The sequence below is a fragment of the Methylobacterium phyllostachyos genome, from assembly GCF_900103445.1.
Classification (GTDB): domain Bacteria; phylum Pseudomonadota; class Alphaproteobacteria; order Rhizobiales; family Beijerinckiaceae; genus Methylobacterium; species Methylobacterium phyllostachyos.
The window spans coordinates 158,654-181,707 of the sequence record NZ_FNHS01000010.1; the positions used below are offsets into that span (position 1 = coordinate 158,654).

The 23,054-nt window shown below is 70.0% G+C and carries 22 protein-coding genes; 6 read left to right on the forward strand and 16 right to left on the reverse strand.

What is annotated here, in order from left to right:
* Positions 1 to 158: 158 nt before the first annotated feature.
* A complete protein-coding gene (locus BLQ49_RS17365) occupies positions 159 to 554 on the forward strand; it encodes a DUF3307 domain-containing protein (RefSeq protein WP_091717861.1) in 396 nt (131 codons plus the stop codon).
* A gap of 154 nt (positions 555 to 708) precedes the next feature.
* On the opposite strand, the gene BLQ49_RS17370 is transcribed toward BLQ49_RS17365, so the two are convergent.
* The 10 genes from BLQ49_RS17370 to msuE form a co-directional block, all read right to left on the reverse strand.
* A complete protein-coding gene (locus BLQ49_RS17370) occupies positions 709 to 939 on the reverse strand; it encodes a DUF6894 family protein (RefSeq protein WP_091717863.1) in 231 nt (76 codons plus the stop codon).
* 646 nt (positions 940 to 1,585) lie between these two features.
* Entirely contained in the window at positions 1,586 to 2,083 is a 498-nt protein-coding gene (locus BLQ49_RS29070; RefSeq protein ID WP_143012275.1) for a hypothetical protein, read from the reverse strand.
* Positions 2,084 to 2,337: 254 nt separating this feature from the next.
* Positions 2,338 to 4,581 (reverse strand): cyclic nucleotide-binding domain-containing protein, encoded by a 2,244-nt coding sequence (locus BLQ49_RS17375; protein ID WP_091717865.1) that lies wholly within the window; start codon positions 4,579 to 4,581, stop codon positions 2,338 to 2,340.
* Between the two features lie 537 nt (positions 4,582 to 5,118).
* Entirely contained in the window at positions 5,119 to 5,388 is a 270-nt protein-coding gene (locus tag BLQ49_RS17380) for a hypothetical protein (RefSeq protein WP_091717867.1), read from the reverse strand.
* Between the two features lie 150 nt (positions 5,389 to 5,538).
* Positions 5,539 to 6,714, reverse strand: a complete 1,176-nt coding sequence (ssuD, locus tag BLQ49_RS17385) for an FMNH2-dependent alkanesulfonate monooxygenase (RefSeq protein ID WP_091717870.1) — start codon at positions 6,712 to 6,714, stop codon at positions 5,539 to 5,541.
* 157 nt (positions 6,715 to 6,871) lie between these two features.
* On the reverse strand, positions 6,872 to 7,711 hold the full coding sequence (locus BLQ49_RS17390) for an ABC transporter ATP-binding protein (protein WP_208859078.1): 840 nt from the start codon (positions 7,709 to 7,711) through the stop codon (positions 6,872 to 6,874).
* A complete protein-coding gene (gene ssuC, locus BLQ49_RS17395) occupies positions 7,711 to 8,493 on the reverse strand; it encodes an aliphatic sulfonate ABC transporter permease SsuC (RefSeq protein ID WP_091717872.1) in 783 nt (260 codons plus the stop codon). Before ssuC ends, BLQ49_RS17390 begins: the two co-directional genes overlap by 1 nt.
* Entirely contained in the window at positions 8,493 to 9,515 is a 1,023-nt protein-coding gene (locus BLQ49_RS17400; RefSeq protein ID WP_091717874.1) for a sulfonate ABC transporter substrate-binding protein, read from the reverse strand. Before BLQ49_RS17400 ends, ssuC begins: the two co-directional genes overlap by 1 nt.
* A 5-nt stretch (positions 9,516 to 9,520) precedes the next feature.
* Positions 9,521 to 10,468, reverse strand: coding sequence for an aliphatic sulfonate ABC transporter substrate-binding protein (locus BLQ49_RS17405; RefSeq protein ID WP_091717876.1), 948 nt, complete (start codon positions 10,466 to 10,468; stop codon positions 9,521 to 9,523).
* Positions 10,469 to 10,476: 8 nt separating this feature from the next.
* Entirely contained in the window at positions 10,477 to 11,049 is a 573-nt protein-coding gene (gene msuE / locus BLQ49_RS17410) for an FMN reductase (protein WP_091717878.1), read from the reverse strand.
* Between the two features lie 532 nt (positions 11,050 to 11,581).
* Between msuE and BLQ49_RS17415 the strand changes: the two genes are divergently transcribed.
* A complete protein-coding gene (locus tag BLQ49_RS17415; protein WP_091717880.1) occupies positions 11,582 to 11,782 on the forward strand; it encodes a hypothetical protein in 201 nt (66 codons plus the stop codon).
* A gap of 184 nt (positions 11,783 to 11,966) precedes the next feature.
* Here the strand turns inward: BLQ49_RS17415 and BLQ49_RS17420 are convergent, their stop codons facing one another.
* The 4 genes from BLQ49_RS17420 to BLQ49_RS17435 form a co-directional block, all read right to left on the reverse strand.
* Entirely contained in the window at positions 11,967 to 13,499 is a 1,533-nt protein-coding gene (locus BLQ49_RS17420; RefSeq protein ID WP_244507643.1) for a carbohydrate porin, read from the reverse strand.
* Between the two features lie 71 nt (positions 13,500 to 13,570).
* Positions 13,571 to 14,497, reverse strand: coding sequence for a Gfo/Idh/MocA family protein (locus BLQ49_RS17425; protein ID WP_091717885.1), 927 nt, complete (start codon positions 14,495 to 14,497; stop codon positions 13,571 to 13,573).
* A gap of 1 nt (position 14,498) precedes the next feature.
* A complete protein-coding gene (locus BLQ49_RS17430; RefSeq protein WP_091717887.1) occupies positions 14,499 to 14,681 on the reverse strand; it encodes a hypothetical protein in 183 nt (60 codons plus the stop codon).
* Positions 14,682 to 14,753: 72 nt separating this feature from the next.
* The gene (locus BLQ49_RS17435; RefSeq protein WP_091717889.1) at positions 14,754 to 16,361 is read right to left on the reverse strand and encodes an aldehyde dehydrogenase (NADP(+)); all 1,608 of its coding nucleotides are present in this window, start codon (positions 16,359 to 16,361) and stop codon (positions 14,754 to 14,756) included.
* A 213-nt stretch (positions 16,362 to 16,574) separates the two neighbouring features.
* On the opposite strand from BLQ49_RS17435, the gene BLQ49_RS17440 reads away from it, so the two are divergent.
* A complete protein-coding gene (locus tag BLQ49_RS17440) occupies positions 16,575 to 17,243 on the forward strand; it encodes a FadR/GntR family transcriptional regulator (RefSeq protein WP_244507644.1) in 669 nt (222 codons plus the stop codon).
* Positions 17,244 to 17,384: 141 nt separating this feature from the next.
* On the opposite strand, the gene BLQ49_RS17445 is transcribed toward BLQ49_RS17440, so the two are convergent.
* Together BLQ49_RS17445 and BLQ49_RS17450 are read right to left on the reverse strand one after the other, a co-directional pair.
* Positions 17,385 to 19,199 carry an IlvD/Edd family dehydratase gene (locus tag BLQ49_RS17445; RefSeq protein WP_091717893.1) on the reverse strand — a complete coding sequence of 605 codons (1,815 nt, stop codon included), beginning with the start codon at positions 19,197 to 19,199 and terminating at the stop codon, positions 17,385 to 17,387.
* The gene (locus BLQ49_RS17450; RefSeq protein ID WP_244507645.1) at positions 19,196 to 20,329 is read right to left on the reverse strand and encodes an aldose epimerase family protein; all 1,134 of its coding nucleotides are present in this window, start codon (positions 20,327 to 20,329) and stop codon (positions 19,196 to 19,198) included. Before BLQ49_RS17450 ends, BLQ49_RS17445 begins: the two co-directional genes overlap by 4 nt.
* Before the next feature lie 175 nt (positions 20,330 to 20,504).
* On the opposite strand from BLQ49_RS17450, the gene BLQ49_RS17455 reads away from it, so the two are divergent.
* The 3 genes from BLQ49_RS17455 (at position 20,505) to BLQ49_RS29750 (ending at position 23,015) form a co-directional block, all read left to right on the forward strand.
* Positions 20,505 to 21,821, forward strand: a complete 1,317-nt coding sequence (locus BLQ49_RS17455) for a sugar MFS transporter (RefSeq protein ID WP_091717895.1) — start codon at positions 20,505 to 20,507, stop codon at positions 21,819 to 21,821.
* Positions 21,822 to 21,836: 15 nt separating this feature from the next.
* On the forward strand, positions 21,837 to 22,712 hold the full coding sequence (locus BLQ49_RS17460) for an SMP-30/gluconolactonase/LRE family protein (RefSeq protein ID WP_091717897.1): 876 nt from the start codon (positions 21,837 to 21,839) through the stop codon (positions 22,710 to 22,712).
* A 165-nt stretch (positions 22,713 to 22,877) separates the two neighbouring features.
* On the forward strand, positions 22,878 to 23,015 hold the full coding sequence (locus BLQ49_RS29750; RefSeq protein ID WP_167627727.1) for a hypothetical protein: 138 nt from the start codon (positions 22,878 to 22,880) through the stop codon (positions 23,013 to 23,015).
* The last annotated feature ends 39 nt before the right edge of the window (positions 23,016 to 23,054 follow it).

The window sequence follows — 23,054 nt, forward strand, 5'->3', positions numbered from 1 at the left end:
ACGGATACAGGTCGGTCAACGCCATGCCCGCGCGCCGATGCAGGAACCCGGCCCGCGCCAGCGTCCGGGCGGCGGTGTATGCTTGAGCCCCCTCGATTCGGATCGCGGGCGTGCGGCCCGTCAGTCCGTATGCGCGCGGTGGGAGACCCGGCCCTGCAATGCCGTCCTTCGACACGCCCGTTCCGGTCGGTGCCTTCGCCCTGCTGTTCTTCGCCTTCGCGGTGAAGCAGCTCGCGGCGGATTTCCTGCTCCAGAGCGCGTGGATGGCACACGGCAAGGACCGGGCCTCGGCCTGGATCCTCCCGCTCTGCGCCCATACCGGCCTGCACGGGCTGGGCACGCTGCTGATCGTTCTGCCGGTCAAGCCGGCCCTGTGGTGGCTGGCGCTGGTGGATTTCGCCGTCCACACGGTGATCGACCGCGGCAAGGGGCTGATCGGCCAGCGCACCCACTTCCCGCCCACCGACACCCGGTTCTGGTGGCTGATCGGCATCGACCAGTTCCTCCACCACGTGACGCATATCGGGCTGGCGGCGATCCTGGCGGTGGGCTGAACCGGGCGGGGTTTTTGGGGGGCGGGCCTGATCGGTCTGGGTGTGCGGTGGCTGCTTTCGATCCAACCCAGACGCTCAGTCGGCTGTAACAAAATCCTGTGAGCAGACGCGATCGACGGCAATCGCTACTGCTCACGTAGGAGGCCGGGCAGCCCTACTGATCCGTGATGGTGAGGCTGATCCGGGCAGACATCACGCGATGCCCATTCTCGTCACGGGCGGTTGCCACAAATTCATCGACGCCACGCCGATCGCCTTCTTCGCGAAGGATTTCTGTCAAAGCGGCCCGCAGTAAGCTGCGAAGTGCCGCCCTGTCAGGAAGCATTGTACCCTCCTCGTCGATCGCATCCACGTGGTCGAACGTGTCGATGAAGTAGCGCGGCACCCACGCCTCCCGGCTTGATTGCTCCGTGCCGGGCTAACCCAAACTAGAAGTAGTGGTTCGCCACTCTCGTGCGACGCCGATCAGAAGCGGATAGGCCGCAGCAATATCGAGCGTCCCTACCGATACCGACCCAACACAGCCGCTGGGAGCGCTGTTCGCGTTTCCTCAAAGCGGCCGTCAGTCATCGTCCGACAACTTCGGCTGGGGTGGTGCATGCCCTTTGATGGAGGCGGCCCGCAACCAGGGTATAATCGCTCTGGCCTCAGCCATAGCCTCCTCCACCGTCGCGAAGAGACCGGAAGGAGGATATCCTTCTCGCCAAACTGCAGGCGTGTTGTCCCAGGCTTCGAAGCTGTCTTCGGTGTAGAAGAAGCCAACCTCACGACGATGGACCGTCAAGCGGACTCTACCGTCCTCGCGTTCGATTTGGTGAGCGATAGTCTCAGACATGGCTTATTTCGGTGTCCTATCGTCGTCGCCCCCTCCTAGGATGTGATCCACGAAGAAGAGGACGATATCGAAACGGCGTTGGAACAGCCGTTCCGCCTTCGACCCATCGCGGTCGGCAGGATCGCATTTGGCGCTTCCCCAAAGCGGCCACTTGTCAGCCGTCCGGCAATTGCGGCTCGGTGTGGAATGCGGTCGTTCAGCGCTCGACGATGCGCCGGACATCTCGCTCAAGAATGGCTAATGTCTCGCTAAAGCTCCCGAGATCGGTATCAATGATCAGGTCGCTGAAAGGGCGAGCGCCGTAGCCCTCAGCAATCATGACTTGGATGCGAGCCCTTTCCTCATTTGAAAACGTGCGACCCCTTTTTGGATCGACTATCGAACTATACGCCGCACGCAGACTGATAAAGACAGTCTTCATGCCTCGATCCTCAAAGCTGCGCTTAAAATATACCCAATCAGTTCGCCTCAGAGGATAAGCCACGACAGCTACCTCAAAGCGCTCCACGGCAGCGGTGCCTGCCTGAACAATGCTCCGGCTCGTTTGCAGGATGCAGGAGTACCAGGGGAGATCAGGATGCGAGAAATCATCACCGTCGAGAAATACGCCTGCTAACTGCTCGGCGAGCCCTCGCCCAAGGGTGGATTTGCCAGCCCCAATTGGGCCGCTGACAAAAATGATGGTTCCGGACATAGGCTGGTTTAACACAACTCCTGGCAAGGTCGGCAGGAGGCGGGGGCATCCGCATGGGGTAATGAGCGAGCGAGGTAGCGGTGTCCGCTTCCCTGCATTACTGCCTCAAATCAGACCGGCAGCAAACCACCCCACGCGGACATCACCACAGCCACCCCGATCGCGTTCAAACCTCCTGCGGATTTCGCGAAAGTCCCTCCCAGTCCCGCCGCGAAAACCCGCGATCGTGCCGGAAACCGAAACCGGAACGCCGCTCAGTGTAGCTCGACCTCGAGCAGACGGTTGGTGTCGGTGAGCTTGCCGGCCAGTTCCAGGATCAGGAAGCGCTGGACCAGCAGCGCGAGGTCGGGGCGCTCGCGCTCCATGCGGGCGAGGCCGTCGCGGTCGATGCCCACGACCCGGCAGGGGCTCTCGGCCACGGCCGTGGCGGTCCGTTGGCCGCCCTGCGCCAGCGCGACCTCGCCGATCACCGTGCCGGCCGTCGTGGTGCGCAGGCGCATATGGGGCCGCCCCGGCACCGCGATCTCGATCGAGACGAGGCCCTGTTCAAGGAAATACAGGGCGTCGGCCGCCTCGCCCTGGCGCATCAGCACCGCGCCGGCCTCCAGGGTGCGGACGCTCACGTAGGGCGCGAGGGCGTCGGGCTCGATCACGCGGCCCAGCTGCTCCGACAGGTGCCGGGCGAAGGACGCGGTCGCGCCGGCCCCCGCGATCCCCGCCTCCGCCAGCAGCGTCGCCTCCGCGTCCCGCAGGGCCTCGTCGAGGGTCGGCAGGGTGCGGATCCGCGGCCCGGCGGTGAGACCGTTGCGCGCCATCTGCCGCAGGACCGTCGGCCCGAGATGGGCCAGGAGCACGTCGAAGCCGCGGGCCTCGGCGAGCTGCCCGATCTTCCGGAACGCCACGAGGGCCGAGCTATCGAGCCCGACACAGTCCCGGAAGTCGAGGATGAGCACGCGCAGGGTCCCGGCCTCCGCGGCGACCCGCCGGTAGATCGCCCGGCCGTTGAGGAAGAACAGGAAGCCCTGCAGGGTGTAGATCCGCGTGCGGGTTCCGGCCGCGCGCAGCCGGTCGGCGGTGTCGGGATCGCGGATGATGCTGCTGCGCCGCTCCGCCCCGGAGAGGGCCCGGCGGATGGTCGGGATCTGGGCGTACTGGACGGCGAAGATGAGCATCGCCAGCAGGATGCCGGTCAGGAAGCCCACCGTCGCCCCGAACAGGACGGTCGCCGCGCACACGGCCAGCGCCACGGCCACTTCCCAGGGCAGCAGGGTGCGGTGGGCGCGGGAGAGATTGACGAGGTGCCCCAGCGCGATGGCGATTAGGGCCCCGCCGGCCAGCGGGCGCGGCAGCAGGCCGAGGGAACGTGCGCCGAACGCCAGCAGGGCGGCCATGACGGCGAGCGTCAGCCACCGGCCGAGCCATTGGCCGCCGCCGATATTGTGCAGGTACAGCGTCGAGGTCCGGTCGAAGCCCATCACCGGGCTGCCGAACAGGCTGCCGAGGACGTTCGTCCAGCCCGAGGCGACGAAGATCCGGTCGATGTCGAACTCGCGCCGCAGGTCCAGCTCGACGCTGACGACGTAGAGGATCTGGATGACGACCGCGACCAGGATCTCGGTGGCGATCTTCGGCAGGACCGGCAGGAGCAGGGCCGGATCGAGCATCGGGAGGCTGCCGATCACCGGGGCCCGGAGCAGCGGGCCGGGCGGCAACGGGTCGATCAGCCATCCGGCCGCCTGCGCGGCGGTGGCGTCGAGGCCCTCTCCGGACAATCCGAGGTGCACCAGCGCGAAGCTGGCGATGACGACCGCCGGGAAGGTGCTCCAGTGCGGGAACCGCCGGGGCAGGTAGAAGGCGCAAACGCCGATGCCCAGGGTCAGGGCGATGCGCCCGAGCGTGCCGGGATCGACCGGGACCGGGTTCGTTGCCGCCGGATCGAAGCTGCCCAGCACGGCCGCGATGGCGTCGTCGATATGGGCGCCGATCTGCACGCCGCTGCGCAGCAGCAGCAGGCCGACGCCGGCGAGGAAGCCGGTCAGGATCGGGTACGGCAGGAGCTGGGCCACCAGCGAGGCCCGCAGGCTGCCGAGCAGGACGAAGATAAGGCCCGTCAGCAGGGTCGCCACGCCGCAGACGAGCAGGACGACCCGCACGACCGCGTCCGGATCGGTCACGCCCGCCGCGTGCAGCTGCCTGGCGACCGTGGCGGCGATCGCCGCCTGCACGATGGCCGCCGCCCCGAAGAACGACAGGGAGACCACCACGTCCCGCTTGAGCGCCGCGAAGACGAGGCCACCCAGGACGTAGGCCGGGAGCATCGCCGCCACCCCGGCGGTGCGGTTCTCGGCGAGCGGGCCCGAGAAGATGAGCTGCGAGAACACGATGAGATCGAGGCCGATCATCATGGTGGCTACGCAGCCGCCCAGGATCGTCCGCGACACGCGCGCCGACGTGGCGCGCACCGCGCTTCCAGCGGAGGTCATGTCGGGGGTGGTCATCGGCGCAGGATCCGGGTCTACGAAGCTCCGACGGGCCGGGACGACAGGTCTTGTGCGGCCGCGCGGACCGATGGAATCGGTCTTGTCTGAACTAGCGTCTCGCCATCGCGGCCGCACGCTTAAAATTCCGTGATGATCGGGGGAGAAAAATAAACATTGTGGTTCCGTCCACAATGATAAATCTGAAGGCGATCCAGACAAAATCGATCCTGGCCTACGATATGGATCGATGATCGCGTCAATATTTGAAATTCAAATGTCGATATATCTCAAATCAAGTATATCATTTTGGGATCAGCACGCCGCGCAACATTTCGGGCTTGCGATCTGCGACGCCCGCTCACGCCGTGCATCCCCCCTTGCGGGGAGGGGCCAGGGGCGGGGGTGGTTCAGGATCGAGCGTGACGGTGCCATCCGCGCCGTCCCCAGCGCCAACTCCTCCCCGCAAGGGGGAGGAGAGCGTCACGGCGCGCGACGTGTGAACATCGCAGCCCGCCCGGGCGCGGTGGCCGCCCGGTCGCGGGTGGAGCGATCCGCTCAGCGCGCTTCGCTGACGCGCTTCGTCGCCCGCTGCTCCTTCTTGTAGGCGGTGATCGCCGCCGAGCAGCCTGCGGAGAGCTTCTTCATGTTGGCCTTGAAGCAGGCCTCGACCTCCGGGCCGCCCGGCGCGTAGGCGCTGCAGTAATCCATGTAATCGCCGGTGCAGTGCTGCTTGAGTGCGTCCCGGGCGGGGGAAGACTCGGCGAAGGCCGCGGCGGAGCCGAGGCATAGGGCGATGGCCAACAGGGCCGTCTTGGTCGAAGTCATGGACATCCTTCACGCGTCCAGACGCGCGAACACGTCGCGCGACGATGGACGGGGCGGATGGACGTCAAGAATGGCCTCACCATGACGTTCGGGTGACACGAATGCAGATCAGCCATGCCCGATACTGGCGGGCATGGCTGACCTCCCGGATCAATGCGCGCCGACGCGCCGGGCCGGCACGAGATCGTTGGCGATGATCTCGCCGAACGGGCCGTCGTTGCGGGCGTTGGTGGCCGGGCGGCCCGTGGTGGCGCGCAAGGGCAGCTTCGGGAAGACCAGCTCGGCGAAGCGGTAGGCCTCCTCCAAGTGCGGGTAGCCCGAGAGGATGAAGCGGTCGATCCCGAGATCGATGTATTCCTTCATCCGGTCGGCGACCTGATCGGCCGAGCCGACGAGCGCCGTCCCGGCCCCGCCGCGCACGAGGCCGACGCCGGCCCAGAGGTTCGGCGAGACCACGAGCTTGTCGCGGCGGCCGCCGTGCAGCGCCATCATGCGGCTCTGGCCGATGGAATCCTGCCGCTTCAGGGTCTCCTGCGCCTTGGCGATGGTGGCGTCGTCGAGCCGCGAGATCAGCCGCTCGGCCGCATCCCAGGCTTCACCCTCCGTTTCCCGGACGATCACGTGCAGGCGGATGCCGTAGGAGAAGGTTTTCCCGCGCGCCTCGGCAGCCCGGCGCGCGAGAGCAATCTTCTCGGCAACCTGAGCCGGGGGCTCGCCCCAGGTGAGGTAGACGTCGCAATGCTCGGCCGCCACTGCGATGCCGGGCGCCGACGAACCGCCGAAATAGAGCGGCGGATAGGGCTTCTGCACCGGCGGGTAGATCAGCCGGCCATTCTCGGCGCGCAGGTGCTTGCCCTGGAAGGTCACGGTCTCGCCCGACAGCAGGCCGCGCCAGATCGTCAGGAACTCGTCGGTGACGACGTAGCGCTCGTCGTGGGACAGGAACACGCCGTCGCCGGCGAGCTCCACCGGGTCGCCGCCGGTGACGACGTTGATCAGCAGGCGCCCGTTCGAGATCCGGTCCAGCGTCGACGCCATGCGGGCCGCCGCGGAGGGCTCCATCAGGCCCGGCCGGACCGCCACGAGGAAGCGCAGGTTCTTGGTCAGCGGCGCCAGCGCCGAGGCGACGATCCAGGAATCCTCGCAGGAGCGCCCGGTCGGCAGCAGAACGCCGTAATAGCCGAGGTCGTCGGCGCCCTGCGCGATCTGCCGGAGATAGTCGAGCGAGACCTCCCGGGCCCCCTCCTGGGCGCCGAGATAGCGCCCATCGCCGTGGGTCGGCAGGAACCAGAGAACGTCGGCGCGCCCGTCTTGCGGTGCAGTCATCGGGGTTGTCCTTGTTGATCGAAAATCAGCGGTTTCAAAAGGCCGAGGCCTTTTGCGGGTGCAGGGCGGAGCCCGCTGGGCTCGGGCAAAGCCCGATATCGGGGCTCTGCCCCGATGCCCCGCCAAAGGGCTCGCCCTTTGGAAACCCCCGTCCTCCCTACCCGCCGAGCAGGTGATCGAGGATACGGCCTTCGAGGCGTGCGAGATCCGGGTCCCCCCGCCGGCGCGGGCGCGGCACGTCGACCCGCAGGTCGAGGGCGATGCGGCCCGCCTCGACCACGAGGATCCGGTCGGCCAGAGCCACCGCCTCGGCGACGTCGTGGGTGACGAGGAGCGCCGTGAAGCCCTGCGCCCGCCAGATCCGCTCGATCAGGTCCTGCATGCCGATGCGGGTCAGGGCATCCAGCGCCCCGAGGGGCTCGTCGAGGGCGAGCAGGCCCGGCCGGCTCACCAGCGCCCGGGCGAGCGCCACGCGCTGGCGCTGGCCGCCCGACAGGGTGGCAGGCCACTGCCCGGCCTTGTCGGCGAGGCCGACTTCGGCGAGCGCAGCCAGCGCCCGCTCCCGACGCTCGGCCCGGGTGCCCTGGCCCGACAGCCCGACCGCGACGTTGTCGACGACCCGCGCCCAGGGCAAGAGCCGCGGCTCCTGGAACATGATCCGCTTCGGCGGTTCGGAACGGCGGAGGGAGCCCTCCGGCCCCTCCAGGTCGATCCGGCCGCCGGTCGGCGTCTCCAGGCCGAGGATCAGGCGCAGCAGGGTGCTCTTGCCGCAGCCGGAACGGCCCACCACCGCGGTGAAGCCGCCGGCCGGCAGGAACAGGTTCAGGCCCTCAATGACGGCGTGGCCATCGAAGCTCTTGTGCAGGTCGCGGACCGTGACGGCGATCCCGCGCTGGCCCGACTCGGAGGGCACACGCGGGATCGCCGCGGCGCCCGCCTCGCGGGAATCGGTGCGCGTCTCGGAAGAAACCTCGCGGCGGACGGCGTCGAGCAGCATCAGGCGCTCCTGTAGGCGGGGTTCCAGGCGAGGCAGGCGCGCTCGAGCTGGCGGGTCAGCGCATCGGCAAGCTTGCCCAGCGCGGCGTAGATCAGGATCGCCAGCACCACGACGTCGACCAGCATGAACTCGCGGGCCTGCATGGCCATGTAGCCGAGCCCGGAGGAGGCCGAGATCGTCTCGGCGACGATCAGCGTCAGCCACATGATGCCGAGCGCGTAGCGCAGGCCCACGAAGATCGACGGCAGGGCGCCGGGCAGCACCACCCGGGTGAACAGCTCCGTGCGGGACATGCCGTAGACCCGGCCCATCTCGACGAGCCCCGGATCCACCGAGCGGATGCCGTGCAGGGTGTTGGCGTAGATCGGGAAGAACACGCCGAGCGCCACGAGGAACAGCTTGGCTTCCTCGCCGATGCCGAACCACAGGATCACCAGCGGGATCAGCGACAGGTGGGGCACGTTGCGCACCATCTGCACCGAGGTGTCGGTCAGCCGCTCCGAGAGGCGCGACAGGCCGTTGGCGAGGCCGAGCGCGAAGCCGATGCCGCCGCCGACCACGAAACCCGCCAGCGCCCGCAGGGTGCTGACGCCGAGATTGGTCCAGAGCTCCCCGGTCCGCCCGGCCTCCCAGCCGGCCCGGGCCACGTCGAGGGGCGCCGGCATGAACCGGTTGGACACGAGACCGGCCGAGACCGCGGCCTGCCAGCCGAGGAGGATCGCGGCCGGCAGCAGCCAGGGGACCGCAGTGTCGCGCAGGCGTTCGAGCTTGGATGCGGGCATCAGCGGTCGGCTCCCTGGGCCTCAGCCCGGCGCTCGGGCGGCGTCCAGACCGCGTCGGCGACCCGGATCGGCTTCGGCAGGAGGCCGAGGCCGTGGAAGGCGTCCGCGACCTTCTGCTGGTCGGCGATCACCGTCGCGTCGAGCGGCGCGACGCCGTAGGACAGGCGGCCGAGCGCGACGCTGAGCACGGGCGCGGGGATGCCCACCGCGGGGGCGAGTTCCGCCGCCACGGTGTCGGCATGGCCCTCGGCCCAGGCATCGACCGCGCCGATCGCCTTCAGCACCGCCGAGACCACGTCCGGGCTCGAATCCGTGAAGCCGCGCCGGGACAGGTAGAACTGGCGATTGGGAGCAATCCCCTGCCCGTCCGTCAGGACCCGGGCGCCGGTGGACCGCTCGGCGGCGGCCTGGAACGGATCCCAGATCGCCCAGGCATCGACGGACCCGCGCACGAAGGCGGCATTGGCATCGGCTGGCGCCAGGAAGGCGAGCTTCACCGCGTCGTAGGGCACGCCCGCCTGCTCCAGGGCGCGCACCAGCAGGTAATGGACGTTCGAGCCCTTGTTGAGGGCGATGGTCCTGCCGCGCAGGTCGGCAACGCTGCGGATCGGGCTGTCCTTCGGCACGAGGATCGCCTCGCCTCTTGGGGCCGGCGGCTCGGTGGCGACGTAGCGCAGCTCCGCGCTCGCTCCTTGCGCGAAGATCGGCGGGGCCTCGCCGGCTGAGCCGAAATCCACCGCGCCGGCGTTGAGCGCCTCCATCAGCGGCGGCCCGGACGGGAATTCCGACCACGACACCGTGACGCCCAGCGGCTGGAGCGCCGCCTCCAGGGTACCGCGGCCCTTCAGGAGCACGAGGGAGCCGTATTTCTGGTAGCCGATTCGGATGCTGCCGGCGGCGCGCACGGGGCGCAGCACCGAGGCCGCCGCGAGGCCAAGCCCGGCCGACAGGAGTAGCCGGCGGTTCGGAGCGCCCCCGGCGGGGTGCGGCAGCGTCAGGCTGCGAGACAGGCGGTCGGTCATGGATCTCAGCCGTTGCGGGCGGGGGCCGTCCAGACCGCGTCGGCGATCCGGACCGGTTTCGGGATCAGCTTCAGGGCGTGGAAGCGGTCGGCGACCTGCTGCTGCGCGGCGACGATGCGGTCGGTCATTGGCCCGATGACGTAATCGTTGCGGTCCACCGCCCGGCGTGTGGCCGCCAGCGGCACGCCGGTGCCCTGCGACAGGAGTTCGGCCACCGCGCCGCGGTTCTGCCGGCACCAGGCCGCCACCTCGTCGAGCGCGGCAAGCGCCGCGACGAGCGCCGGCCCCTGACCCTCGACGAAGGCCCGGCGTGCCAGGAGGAAGTTGTTCTGCGGGGCGATCGCGGTGGCGTAGGCGAGCGCCCGGACCCCCTCCCCCGCCTCGGCGATGGCGAGGTAGGGGTCCCAGATCGTCCAGGCGTCGACGCTGCCCCGGGCGAAGGCCGCCGCCGCGTCGGCCGGCGCCAGCAGCACCGGCTCGATGTCGGTATAGGCGAGGCCGGCCTTCTCCAGGGCTGCCACCGTCAGGTTGTGCGCGCTCGTCGCCTTGGCGAAGGCGACGCGCTTGCCCTTGAGGTCGGCGAGGCTGCGCAGGGTGGAACCCTTCGGCAGCAGGATTCCGGAGCCGGAGCCGCCGCCCTCCAGGGCCGCCACGTAGACGAGGTCGGAGCCGCGCGCCTGCGCGAAGATCGGCGGCGCGTCGCCCAGCAGGCCGAAATCCAGCCCGTCCACCGCCAGGGCCTCGACCATGGGCGGCCCGAAGGAGAATTCCACCCAGCGCACCGTCCGGCCCAGGGGCGCCAGGCGCTCCTCGATACGGCCCTGCTGCTTGGCGACGACCAAGATGCCGTTCTTCTGGTAGCCGATCCGCACGGTGTCGGACTCGGCCGCGCGAGCCCGCCGGGCGACGGGAAGGGTCGCCAGGGCGGCGAGCAGGGAGCGGCGGTCAAGCATCGCTCGGCTCACTCGGCGGCCGCGAGGGTGACCGAAGCCGTCGCGGCGCGATGGGCCAGCAGCGCGGCGAGCTGCCCGCCCGCCTCCGCGACCCGGGCCCGCACCCCGGCCTCGACGAGCACGCCCTCGCGGAAATCCGCGTCCGAGGCATAGACCGCGGTGGGGATCTGGAGCGCGCCGAAGAAGCCGAAGAGCGGCCGGAAGGCGTGCTCCACCACGAGGGCGTGCCGCGCCCCGCCGCCCGTGGCCACGATGGCCACCGGCTTGCCGGCCAGCGCCGCCGGATCGACGAGATCGAACAGGTGCTTGAACAGGCCGGTATAGGCGCCCTTGTAGACCGGCGAGCCGACCACCAGACCGTCCGCCTCCTCGATCGCGTCGAGCACCGCCCGGGCGGCCGGCGGCAGCTGGTCGCGGGTCCAGGCCGCACCGAGGCCGGGGCCGGCCTCGACGAAGTCCAGCACGCGGGCGTCGAGGGAAACTTGCGCGCAGGCCGCGCGCAGCACCGCGTCGACCAGCGTGCGGGTCTTGGACGGCCGCTGAATGTTCGCGCTCAGCCCGACGAGTCTCGGTCGTGTCATGCTTCAGGTGCCTTGCTCGGAGGCCATGGGGCAGCGGGGGGCAACGGGGCGCCCTGAACGAAACGAATGGACGCCGCCGCTGGGTTTCTCGCAGGAGCCTAGAATTGATGGCCCTTCCACCGCAGGTCAATGAAACGCTTTTTCCTATTCGTCGGATGCGGAAAAAGGTTCTCCCCGTAAATGCGGGTCGACAGTGAAGTTCTATCCCGTGCCGGGCGAGAATTTATCGCCGTAGGATTGGAAGACGCTGCCGGACAGGTGCCCCAGCAGCGCTTCTGATCTCCGGATCGCGCGGAGCGGAGATCGATCATCCTTCAGTATCCGGTCGTGGAGATCGGTCTCATCGGATTCGCGGGCGGGCGCTGATCCGGGCCTTCGCCCTGCCCGGACCGGGAGATCTGGGCGGCTGGGCGGGGCCGCGTTGCCGGTCACACGGAACCGCAGCCGAAGAGCAGTCTTGACTTCCAGATTATAGCTGTTCTAATTCGCAACAGAGCGGCACGGCGCCGATCGTCATCCGGAGATACGCGACATGGCCAACGCCCATTGCGAGAGCTGCAAGTTCTTCGACGAGCACACCGGCAACGGCGCGGCGCCCCAGGCCGATGCCGGCCTGTGCCGGTTCAACCCGCCGGTCAGCCAGCCGGAGCCGGAGTCCAAGGGCCTGTGGCCGGTGGTCTCCACGAGCGACTGGTGCGGCCACTTCACCGCCGAGATGACCGCGGCCGAGTAAGGCCTGCCGGAGCCTCCGCGTCGCAGCGGAGGTCGAATGACCAGGGGCCAGCCGTCGCGGCTGGCCCTTTTTCGTGCACGGCTCCGGCCGGCCCGAAACGAGAACGGCCGCGCGGAGGACCCGCGCGGCCTTGTCGTTCGGTGATCCGCGAGCCGGCCGGGGCCGGCTCGCTGGGAGTGTCGCCTCAGAGGCTCCCGGGTCCCTTGGCGAAGCCCGCCAGGGTGAACAGGTCCACCGACAGCTTGGCGCCGACCACGAAGGCGTCGGGCACCCGCTTCGGCTGAGCGAAGTAGCGCTCCTGCAGCTGCGGGTTGATGACGTATTGCAGGTTCGGCATCAGGCGGACCGCCGGGGTCAGCTGGATGCCGTAGCTCAGCTCCAGGATCGACTGCGTCGAGGAGACACCACCGTAGCCCAGGCCGACCTTAGCGCGCGCGGCCCGGATGTTGGCGAGGCCGATCGGCGAGAAGTGCTCCACCGCGAAGGAGACGCCCAGCGTGTCGTAGGGCCGGCCCGCGAAGGTGCCGGTGAGGACGGCGCCGCCGTTGAAGAAATAATCCTCGAACTGGCGGCCACCGGTCGCGGCCATCGCGACGCCGAACAGGCTCAAGCCCTGGATGCCAGTCGGATCCGGACGCCAGACCATCTGGTCGAACCGGGCGAAGACCGCCGACCGGCCGAACCGGGTCAGCGGGTCGAGGCCGCTCAGCAGATAGGCGCCCCGGCGGACGTCCTGCACCGGATCGGTGTAGTCCGACTGGTCGATGATCGCGCCGACGCTGTAGTTGCGCGGCAACGGGTCGTTGCCGAAGTTGGTCGAGTAGCCGGCCTCGATCGGCACCACGACGCCGGTGGCGCCGCGGGTCGACCAGTCGATCCCGTTCTGGTTGTCCTGCTGATCGCGCGGATTCACCTCGTAGATGCCGGCATGCACGAACACCTTGTCGGTGACCCAGGCCTTGGCATGGGCACCCCAGGTGGCGATCGGCCACCAGGTGATGTTCGTCATCTTGAAGGCACCCTTCGGGTTGCCGCAGACCTCGTTGTTCTGGAAGTTGCAGTAGAGCGGCGAGCCCAGGAAGTTGACGCTGGCCAGGAGCCGGCCGGCCTCGATGTCGAGGCGGTTGTCGAACAGCTTCTGCTCGTAGGACAGCAGCGAGAGATGCGCCGTCTGACCGCCGCCGTAGATCTCCTGCACGCTGGTCGTGTTGCCGATGTAGTCCTGCGCAAGGCTGCGCCCGTGGCGCTGGGTCACGATGGTGTGCACCGAACCGCCGTCGATCCCGGCGAGACGGCCGAGATCGGCGTCGAGGCCGAAGAAGACCTGTCCGGCATAGTCCGAGCCCTGGCGCCGGCCGCCGGACGGGTTCGCGGCGAACTCGCCCGTGTAGTTCAGCAGCATGGTGATGCCGTTGCCGAGGTCGAGGGCGCCGGGCGGCAGCGACGGCGCGGACGCGGTCACGCCCTGCACGATGCTCGACGCCGCCGCGCTGTTCGCGCCCGCGGCGCTCCGGGCCTCACGGATCGTCCGCCGCCGGGCGCGGTTCGCGCGGTACCGGGCCTTCTGGGCTGGGCTTGCCTTCGGACCCGGATTGACCAGGCTCGGCCCCCCGTCCGGCGCCGTGGCCGCGACTTGAGCCTCGGCTGCGCTCACGCCAGCCGTCATCGTTGCGGCGCACAGCGCGAGCGCTGCCCACCGAGTCTGCTTCCTTACCATCGTGACTCCCCCTTTACCGCGCGGCCTTGTCGGGCTCTGTCGCGTTCGTGTCCCGCAGGGGCCCTCCCCGGTCAGTCCGTGAAGGCCTCCACGCTGCGGCGCTCGCCGCGCAGAAACGCGTCGGCGGCGTGGATCAGTGGATTCAGGTCGACGTCGCTGGCGCCGGAGCGGACCAGGGCGGCGAATCGGTCGTAGAGGCCGCGATACTCGGCCTCGGGCGGCAGCGGCTGGTCGCGACCGTCGAGGGTCAGGACCGCGCCGCCCTTCGACAGGACCAGGGTCCCGTCCTCGGTCTCGACGCGGATGTCCCAGGTCTGCGGACCGGTCTGGCGCCAGTCGAACGTGGCGTGGATCGGGGTGCCGGCGGCGTCCGTGAAGCGCAGATCGCCGGCGATCGGCGCCTGCCGGTTCTCCGGAACCTCCAGGGTCGCGCCCGTCAGGAAGAAGGGCGGCAGGATGTGGGTCGCGATCGACAGGGCGTTGATCCCCGGATCGAACACGCCCATCCCGCCGGCTTCCCAGATCCAGTCCTGGCCCGGATGCCAGTGCCGCACGTCCTCCATCCAGGCGATCGACACCGACCGGATCCGCCGCGTGGACAGCCAGCTGCGCGCGGGCTCGACCCCGGGCGCGAACCGGGAATGCCAGCTCGCGAACAGGCTCACCCCCCGCCGGCGCGCGGCCTCGGTGAGGAGCCCGACCTCGGCCAGGGTCGCCCCTGGCGGCTTCTCCAGGAACACGTGCAGGCCCGCCTCGATCGCCGCCAGGGCGGCCTCGAACCGCGCCTGCGGCGGCTGGCACAGGGCGACCGCCTGAAGGCCGCCCTGCTCTGCGATCATCTCGGCCAGCGTCCGGTAGTTCGGCACGCCCGCGTGTTCGCCGTGACGGCTCGCCACCGCCACCAGCCTGTAGTCCGGCGAGGCATCGATCACCGGCAGATGCTGGTCCCGGGCGATCTTGCCGACGCCCACCAGCCCGATGCGGATCGGATCCGTCATCTCAGAGCCCCCGCGCGGCGCCGCCGGCGGCCGGGGCGACCGCCAGGGGACGCGTGGAGGCGGCGCGGTCCGTCAGGACAGACACATCGTCGCCCGCCACGAGCACCGCGTGCGTCCGTTCGACCGCGCCGTGGACACCCTGCCGCGGATTCGGGTCCAGGAATTGTAGGAGCGATCGTGCCATCGTCATTTCCCCCATGGGCGGCCTCTGCGGGCCGTCCCGATGCGCGGCCGAAGCGAGCTGCGCGGCGGCCCGTCAGCGGCCGGGTTGCGGTTCGAGGACGCCGTCGATCCGGCGCGCGAGATGCCAGGGATTGTCCGAGCGCAGGGGCTGCGGCAGCAAAGCCTCGGGCAGGTCCTGGTAGCAGACCGGGCGCAGGAACCGCTCGATCGCCAGGGTGCCGACTGAGGTGGTGCGGCCGTCCGAGGTCGCCGGGAACGGGCCGCCATGCACCATCGCGTGGCACACCTCCACGCCGGTCGGCCAGCCGTTGGCGAGGACGCGGCCGGCCTTGCGCGCCAGCAGCGGCACCAGCGCGGCGGCCAGCGGCTCGTCCTCCGGATCGAGGTGCAACGTCGCGGTGAGCTGCCCGCCGAGGGATGCGATCACCCGGGTGATCTCCGCCGCGTCGGTGGTCGCCACCAGGATCCCCGCGGGGCCGAACATCTCCTCGGTCAGCGACGGGTCGGCCAGCAGATGGCGCGCCTCCGTACGCAGCAGCGCGGCGGGGGCGCCCCCCGGCCCGGCCTTCGCGCCGCGGGCCGCCACCGTCACCCCGGGGCGCTCGGCCATGGCGGCGACGGCGCTCTCGAACCGGGCGCGGATGTCGGCCGTCAGCATCGTGTGCGGCGCGCTCTCGCGAATCGCCGCCCCGGCGGCCTCCGCGAAGGCGTCGAGCTCGGGGCCGGCGATCCCGATCAGCAGGCCCGGATTGGTGCAGAACTGCCCCGCCCCCATCGTGAGCGACTGCACGAAGCCCGTGGCCAGGGCCGCGCCCCGGGCCCGCAGGGCCGCGGGCAGGAGCAGGACGGGATTGACCGCGCTCATCTCGGCATAGACCGGGATCGGCTCGGGCCGGGCGGCCGCCACGCGCATCAGCGCCAGCCCGCCCCCGCGCGAGCCGGTGAAGCCCACGGCCTTGATCCGCGGATCCGCCACCAGGGCGGTGCCCAGCGCGTTCGACGGCCCCGGCAGGTACGAGAACACGCCCGCGTGCAGGCCGCTCGCAGCGACCGCGGACCGCACGGCCCGGGCCACAAGCTCCCCGGTGCCGGGATGGGCCGGATGCCCCTTCACCACCACCGGGCAGCCCGCCGCGAGCGCCGAGGCGGTGTCGCCCCCCGCCACCGAGAAGGCGAGCGGGAAGTTCGAGGCCCCGAACACCGCCACCGGACCGAGGGCGACGTGGCGCCGGCGCAGGTCCGGACGCGGCAGCGGCTGGCGCTTGTGCTGTGCCGGATCGATCGTCGCCTGCACCCATTCGCCCGAGCGGACGAGATTCGCGAACAGGCGCAGCTGCCCGATCGTGCGGCCGCGCTCGCCCTCCAGGCGCGCCTGGGGCAGGCCGGTCTCGGCCATCGCCCGCTCGATCAGGGCCGGGCCGAGATCCGCGATCGCCGCGGCCGCCGCTTCGAGGAAGTCCGCCCGCGTCCCGGGATCGGTCTCCGAGAAGCTCGGGAACGCCGCCTCCGCCAGCGCGCAGGCGGCCTCGACCTCCCCGGCCCCCGCGGATGCGAAGGCCGGATCCAGAGCCGCGCCGGTCGCCGCATCGACGGCCCGGAACGTCTCCGACGTGGTCACGTCCGCTTCGCCGATCAGGGCGGTGCCGCGGATCGCCGCATTGCCGTGAGGTTGTTTACTCATACAAATAAGTTAGATCTTTTCGATCTGAGCCGCAAGCGCCTCATCCTTCTCGCTTCTGGGTGTTGGTGCTTGCACTCATACAACTTCCGGCTACGATCTTCGGATCCTGGCCTGTCCCGTGGCTTGGACTGGAGGTCGTGGGTGAGACAGGATCGCGGACACGAGGATATCAGGCTCCCGCTTGCGTCAGGCTCGCGTCGCATCCACGGCTCGGTGGCACGCGACCTCGGGGTGGCGATCCTGGGGGGCCGCTACGCGCCGGGCGACGTGCTGCCCGGGGAGATCGAGTTCGCGGAGCAACTCAAGGTTTCCAGAACCGCCTATCGCGAAGCGATTCGCATCCTGAGCGCCAAGGGGCTCGTGGAGAGCCGCCCGCGCACCGGGACGCGGGTGAGCCAGCGCAGCCGCTGGAACCTGCTCGATCCGGACATCCTGGCCTGGGCCTTCGAATCGGAGCCGAGCGAGACGTTCATCCGCGATCTGTTCGAGCTGCGGATGATCGTGGAGCCGGCCGCGGCGGCGCTCGCGGCCGAGCGGCGCTCGGGCCTCGACCTCGCCCGGATGGGTCATGCGCTGGAGGAGATGGGCCGCCACGGCCTCAGCACCGATGACGGGCGGGCCGCCGATCAAGCCTTCCACACCGCAATTCTGGAAGCCGCCCGCAACGGGCCGCTGATCGCCCTGTCGAGTTCCATCGCGGCGGCCGTCACGTGGACGACGATCTTCAAGCACCGCCGTCAGAACATGCCGCGGAATCCAATGCCGGATCACCGCGCCCTCTACGAGGCGATCGTAGCGGGCGATCCGGAGGCCGCCCGCCGGACGATGACCGAACTGGTCCGCCTCGCCCTGGCCGACACCGAACTGGCGCTGAGGCCCTGAAAGTTCGGGTTTCCAAAGGGCTCAGCCCTTTGGTGGGGTATCGGGGTGAAACCCCGATGTCGGGCTTCGCCCGAACCCAGCGGGCTCCGCCCTGCACCCGCGAAGGGTCCCGGACCTTTCGAATCCGGGACCCTTCACCACTCAGTGGTTGTCGCGCGGCAGGCCGCTGGTCTGGGCAATGCGCTGGAAGCGCTCGGCGCCCTCCAGGATCGCGCCCGTGTGCATCTGCCCGACGGTGGCGCGCTGCATCGCCTGCCAGGGCGTCTGCGAGGCCGGGTAGGCGTAGCCGCCGGCTTCCTCCAGGGCCTTCCGGCGGCGCTCCAGCTCGTCCGCATCGACCAGCATGTCGGCGGTGCCCCGGCGCAGGTCGACCCGCACCCGGTCGCCGGTGCGCAGCAGCGCGAGGCCGCCGCCGGCCGCCGCCTCCGGCGAGGCGTTGAGGATCGACGGCGAGGCCGAGGTGCCGGATTGCCGCCCGTCGCCGAGGCACGGCAGCGCGTGCACGCCGGCCTTAATCAGCTCGGCGGGCGGGCGCATGTTCACCACCTCGGCCGCCCCGGGATAACCCACCGGCCCGGCGCCGCGCATCACCAGCAGGGTCTCGTCGGTGATGCCGAGGCTCGGGTCGTCGATCCGGTGGTGGTAATCCTCCGGCCCGTCGAACACCACGACCGGGCCCTCGAAGGCGTCCGGATCCTCGGGGTTCGACAGGTAGCGGTTGCGGAACTCCTCGCCGATCACGCTGGTCTTCATCACCGCGGCCTCGAACAGGTTGCCGCGCAGCACGAGGAAGCCGGCCGCCTCCTTGAGGGGCTTGTCGATCGGCCGGATCACGTCCTCGTCCTCGATCGTCGCGCCCCGGCAATTGTCGCCGATCGTGCGGCCGTTCACCGTCAGCGCGCCCTCGCGGATCAGGCCGCGGCTCATGAGCTGGGCCACCACGGCCGGCAGGCTGCCGGCGCGGTAGTAATCCTCGCCGAGATAGGCGCCGGCCGGCTGCAGGTTGACGAGCAGCGGCACGTCGAGCCCGTAGGTCTGCCAGTCGGTGATGTCGAGCTCGACGCCCATGTGCCGGGCGATCGCCGCGAGGTGGATCGGCGCGTTGGTCGAGCCGCCGATCGCCGAGTTGACCACAATGGCGTTGAGGAAGGCGTCGCGGGTCAGGATCTCGGAGGGCTTCAGATCCTCCGCCACCATCTCCACGATGCGCTTGCCGGTCTGGTAGGCGACCTCCTGCCGGTCGCGGTAGGGCGCCGGGATCGCCGCCGAGCCCGGCAGCATCATGCCGAGCGCCTCGGCCAGCGTGTTCATCGTGGTCGCCGTGCCCATCGTGTTGCAGAAGCCGGTCGAGGGCGCCGACGAGGTGACGAGCTTGATGAAGCCGTCATGGTCGATCTCGCCCGCCGCCAGCATCTCGCGGGCCTTCCAGACGATCGTGCCCGAACCCGTGCGCTGGCCCTTGAACCAGCCGTTGAGCATCGGTCCGACCGAGAGCGCGATGGCCGGGATGTTCACGGTGGCGGCCGCCATCAGGCAGGCCGGGGTGGTCTTGTCGCAGCCCGTGGTCAGCACCACGCCGTCGAGTGGGTAGCCGTAGAGCAGCTCCACGAGGCCGAGATAGGCGAGGTTCCGGTCGAGGCCCGCGGTCGGCCGCTTGCCGGTCTCCTGAATCGGATGGACCGGGAATTCGAGCACGATGCCGCCCGCCTCGCGGATGCCCTCGCGGATGCGCTCCGCCAGGACGAGGTGGTGGCGGTTGCACGGCGACAGGTCGGAGCCGGTCTGGGCGATGCCGATGATCGGCTTGCCCGAGCGCAGCTCCTCCAGGCTGAGACCGAAATTCAGGTAGCGCTCCAGGTAGAGCGCCGTCATGTCGATATTGTCGGGGTTGTCGAACCACGCGCGGGAGCGCAGCGGGCGGGCGGTCTTGGGCCGGGCGGTCTTGGGATCGGTCATTTGTGGGTCCGATGGGCGGGGCTGGTCGAGAAGCGGTAGGTGATCACGTTCCGGTAGGTCTGGCCGGGATCGAGCCGGGCCGAGCCGAAGGCCGGCTGGTTCGGCGTGTCGGGAAAGAGTTCCGGCTCCAGCGCGAAGGCGTCCGACTGCCGGTAGGCGAGGCCGGATTTACCCACCGCGGTCGCGTCGAGGAAATTGCCGGCATAGAACTGCACCCCCGGCTGGTTGCTGGCAATCTCCAGTATTCGACCCGATTCCGGATCCTCGACCCGCGCCACTGGGTGCGGCTCGGCCGTGGGTGCGTCGGTCACGACCCAGTTGTGGTCGTAGCCGCGCCCGCGGACGATCTGTTCGTCCCGCCCGTCGCGGATGCGCGCGCCGATCACCGTGGGCGTGCGGAAGTCGAAGGGCGTGCCCGCCACTGGCCGGTGCTCCCCGGTCGGGATCAGGGTGGCGTCGACCGGCGTGTAGCGCTCGGCCGGGATGGTCAGGACGTGATCGAGGATCGAGCGGCCGGAGCCCTCGCCGCCGAGGTTGAAGAAGCTGTGGTTGGTCAGGTTGACGATGGTCGGCCGGTCCGTGGTCGCCTCGTAGGTGACGGTGAGCGTGTCGGTGTCGTCCAGCCGGTAGGTCGCGGTCGCCGTCAGCGTGCCGGGATAGCCCTCCTCGCCGTCCGGGCTGACGTAGCGCAGGCTCACCGAGGGGGCCGCGCCGCCCTTGATCTCGGTGATGGTCCAGAGCCGCTTGTCGAAGCCGGCCGCGCCGCCGTGCAGGGCGTTCGGCCCGTCGTTGGTGGCCAGCCGGTAGGTCTGCCCGTCGAGGGTGAAGCGGCCCGCCCGGATGCGGTTGGCGTAGCGGCCGACGCTCACGCCGAAATAATTGGGCTTGGCGAGGTAGCCCGACAGGTCGTCGTAGCCGAGCACCACATCGGCCGGCTTGCCGGTCCGGTCCGGCACGTCGAGCCTCCGCAGGAGCGCCCCCCAGGACAGGATCCGCGCCGTGACGCCTCGGCCGTTGGTCAGCGTCACCTCCTCGACCGTGCGGCCGTCGGGCAAGGTGCCGAACACGGTCCTGACCGGCTCGGACGCCTGGGCCAGGGCCGGGATCATCGCGCCGGCACACAGGACCATGGCTCCGCCTCTCCGCATCGCGTCCTCCCCTCGGTAGCCCCGTCCGGCCGGTCGTGCGCCGGCTCGCGGCGGGCGACCGCGGTTGACCTGCGTGAATCCGATATATACTCGGACAAATGAAACCGACAACAAGGTTCCCTTGGTCGGGCGGCCCGGGAGGGAGAGGAAACGCGCGATGGCAGCACCGATCGCGAGTGCCGGTCCGGCGGTGGGCCGGACGGCGGCAGCGACCGCACAGGAGCAGGGGCGTTACCGCCCGGCCCTGTCTCTGCTCGCCAGCCTGTTCTTCATGTGGGGCTTCATCACGGTGATCAACAACACGCTGCTGCCGCACCTGCGCAGCGTGTTCGACCTCGACTACACGCAGACCACGCTGATCGAGTCGGTCTGGTTCATCGCGTATTTCGTGGCCTCGATCCCGGCGGCGAAGCTGATCGCGCGGGTCGGCTACCAGCGCGCCCTGGTGATCGGCCTCGGCATCATGGCGGCCGGCACCTTCGGGATGGTGCTGGCCTCCCGTGAGGTCTCCTACGCGATCACGCTGACGGCCCTGTTCGTGATCGCGAGCGGCATCACCCTGCTGCAGGTCGCCGCCAACCCCTACGTGGCGGTGGTCGGCCCGGCCGAGAGCGCCTCGGCGCGGCTCAACCTCGTGCAGGCGTTCAACTCGCTGGGCACCACCCTGGCGCCGCTGTTCGGCGGCTACCTGATCCTCGGCCGCTCCACCTCGGGCAACGCCGCAGCCGGCACCGTCCTCACCCCCGCCGAGCGGCTGGCCGACGCGCAGTCGGTGCAGCTGCCCTACCTGATCGTGGCGGCGGTGCTCATCGTGCTCGCCGTGGTGATCGCCCGGTTCCCGCTGCCGGCCATCGGCGGCGAAGCGGGCGCGGCGCCCGCCAAGGCCGGGGGCGCGGGTGGGTCGCCGGGTGGGTCACTCTGGCGCCACCGCAACCTCGTCTTCGGCGTGCCGGCGATCTTCATCTACCTGATCGCCGAGATCGGGGTGTCGAACCTGTTCATCAGCTTCGTGTCCCAGCCCGAGATCGGCGACCTCACCCACACGCAGGCCTCGCACTACCTGTTCCTGCTCTGGGGCGGGATGATGATCGGCCGCTTCGTCGGCAGCTACCTGATGCAGAGCCGGCCCGCCGAGGCGGTGCTCGCCGGGGCGGCGGTCGGCGCCTGCGCGGTGATGCTGGTGGCGGCCTTCACGACCGGCCCCCTCGCCATGTGGGCGCTGATCTCGGTGGGGCTGTTCCACGCGATCATGTTCCCGACGATCTTCACCCTCGGCATCCGCGGCCTCGGGCCGCTCACCGAGAAGGGTGCGGGGCTGCTGATCATGGCGATCGCGGGCGGCTCCCTGGTGGTGGTGCAGGGCTGGGCGGCGGACCGGTTCGGGCTGCAGCACTCCTTCCTGATCACCGCGGCCTGCGAACTCTACGTGCTGTTCTACGCCGTCTGGGGCTGCCGGGCCCCGCGCGCGGCCTGACCGGAGGGCGATGCCATGGATGCAGGGATCCGCATCGTCGCCCGTTCCGGAAGCCAGATCGGGCGCGACCGGCTCGGCGAGGGCCCGATCTGGGTGCCGGAGCGGGGCACGCTGTTCTGGGTCGATATCGAGGCCCCGGCCCTGAACTGGCTCGACTTCGCCAGTGGCGAGACCGGCCGGCTGTCCTTCCCGGAGCCTTTGGGCTGGATCATCCCCCGGGCCGGCCGGCGGGACTTCATCGTCGGGCTCAAGAGCGGCTTCGCGACCTACGATCTGGAGGCCGACCGCATCGTGCCGATCGGCGATCCGGAGCCCGACCACCCCGATAACCGTCTGAACGACGCCAAGGTCGATAGCGCGGGCCGGATCTGGGCCGGCAGCATGCATCAGGCCGAGACCGCGGTCTCGGGCTCCCTGCACCGCCTCGACCCCGACCTGACCTGGCAGCGGATGGACGGCGAATATGGGGTCGCCAACGGGCCGACCTTCAGCCTCGACGGCCGGATCATCTATCACAGCGACAGTGCCGCCCGGACGGTCTACGCCTTCGACCTCGCCGCGGATGGGACGCTCTCGGGCAAGCGGCCGTTCCTGCGCTTCCCGGACGACTGGGGCTGGCCCGACGGAATGACCACCGATGCGGAGGGCTGCCTCTGGATCGCCCATTGGGGCGGCAGCCGGATCAGCCGGGTGGATCCCGAGGGACGCCTGATGCGGGCGGTCGCGCTGCCCGCCCCCAACATCACGAGTTGCGCCTTCGCGGGCGAAGGTCTGAACCGCCTGTTCGTCACTTCGGCTTCGCGGGGGGCCGAGGGCGTGCCGGAGGCCGGGGCCTTGTTCGAACTCGATGTCGGCGTGGTCGGGCTGCCGCCGCGAGCCTTCGGGGGCTGAAAACCCGTTCGTCCTCCTCCGGTCTCATGCGCCATCATCGTGCGCGCAGCAGGCGGTCGGCGAAGCGGGCCTTGCCGAAGTCAATGAGACCGCAACAGGGGCCGTAGCGGGTCGCAGACAGCTGCAGGCCAGCCCAAGCGGCATCGAGATCCGACCCGATACGCGGTGAGCCGCCCCAGTCAGATGCGCGAGGTGCCGTCGCCCCTCATCCACCGCCTGCCGCTTCCGGTGACGGTGCGCGCTGGGCTCGGGACGCTCGTGGATGCCGCGGCCCGTCCCGCACGGGCCGGGTCGGCGGAATAGCTCCGCGGCGGTTGCATTCTTGGACATGATCCTCATCCC

Bases quoted from the DNA above. Each gene is read 5' to 3' on its own strand.
- BLQ49_RS17420 (WP_244507643.1), bottom strand. From the start codon at position 13,499: ATGGTAAGGAAGCAGACTCGGTGGGCAGCGCTCGCGCTGTGCGCCGCA.
- BLQ49_RS17390 (WP_208859078.1), bottom strand. From the start codon at position 7,711: ATGCTGCTCGACGCCGTCCGCCGCGAGGTTTCTTCCGAGACGCGCACC.
- BLQ49_RS17405 (WP_091717876.1), bottom strand. From the start codon at position 10,468: ATGCTTGACCGCCGCTCCCTGCTCGCCGCCCTGGCGACCCTTCCCGTC.
- BLQ49_RS17425 (WP_091717885.1), bottom strand. From the start codon at position 14,497: ATGACGGATCCGATCCGCATCGGGCTGGTGGGCGTCGGCAAGATCGCC.
- msuE (WP_091717878.1), bottom strand. From the start codon at position 11,049: ATGACACGACCGAGACTCGTCGGGCTGAGCGCGAACATTCAGCGGCCG.
- ssuC (WP_091717872.1), bottom strand. From the start codon at position 8,493: ATGCCCGCATCCAAGCTCGAACGCCTGCGCGACACTGCGGTCCCCTGG.
- BLQ49_RS17400 (WP_091717874.1), bottom strand. From the start codon at position 9,515: ATGACCGACCGCCTGTCTCGCAGCCTGACGCTGCCGCACCCCGCCGGG.
- BLQ49_RS17455 (WP_091717895.1), top strand. From the start codon at position 20,505: ATGGCAGCACCGATCGCGAGTGCCGGTCCGGCGGTGGGCCGGACGGCG.
- BLQ49_RS17375 (WP_091717865.1), bottom strand. From the start codon at position 4,581: ATGACCACCCCCGACATGACCTCCGCTGGAAGCGCGGTGCGCGCCACG.
- BLQ49_RS17445 (WP_091717893.1), bottom strand. From the start codon at position 19,199: ATGACCGATCCCAAGACCGCCCGGCCCAAGACCGCCCGCCCGCTGCGC.
- BLQ49_RS17460 (WP_091717897.1), top strand. From the start codon at position 21,837: ATGGATGCAGGGATCCGCATCGTCGCCCGTTCCGGAAGCCAGATCGGG.
- BLQ49_RS17435 (WP_091717889.1), bottom strand. From the start codon at position 16,361: ATGAGTAAACAACCTCACGGCAATGCGGCGATCCGCGGCACCGCCCTG.
- ssuD (WP_091717870.1), bottom strand. From the start codon at position 6,714: ATGACTGCACCGCAAGACGGGCGCGCCGACGTTCTCTGGTTCCTGCCG.
- BLQ49_RS17365 (WP_091717861.1), top strand. From the start codon at position 159: ATGCCGTCCTTCGACACGCCCGTTCCGGTCGGTGCCTTCGCCCTGCTG.
- BLQ49_RS17430 (WP_091717887.1), bottom strand. From the start codon at position 14,681: ATGGCACGATCGCTCCTACAATTCCTGGACCCGAATCCGCGGCAGGGT.
- BLQ49_RS17415 (WP_091717880.1), top strand. From the start codon at position 11,582: ATGGCCAACGCCCATTGCGAGAGCTGCAAGTTCTTCGACGAGCACACC.
- BLQ49_RS29070 (WP_143012275.1), bottom strand. From the start codon at position 2,083: ATGTCCGGAACCATCATTTTTGTCAGCGGCCCAATTGGGGCTGGCAAA.
- BLQ49_RS17380 (WP_091717867.1), bottom strand. From the start codon at position 5,388: ATGACTTCGACCAAGACGGCCCTGTTGGCCATCGCCCTATGCCTCGGC.
- BLQ49_RS17450 (WP_244507645.1), bottom strand. From the start codon at position 20,329: ATGGTCCTGTGTGCCGGCGCGATGATCCCGGCCCTGGCCCAGGCGTCC.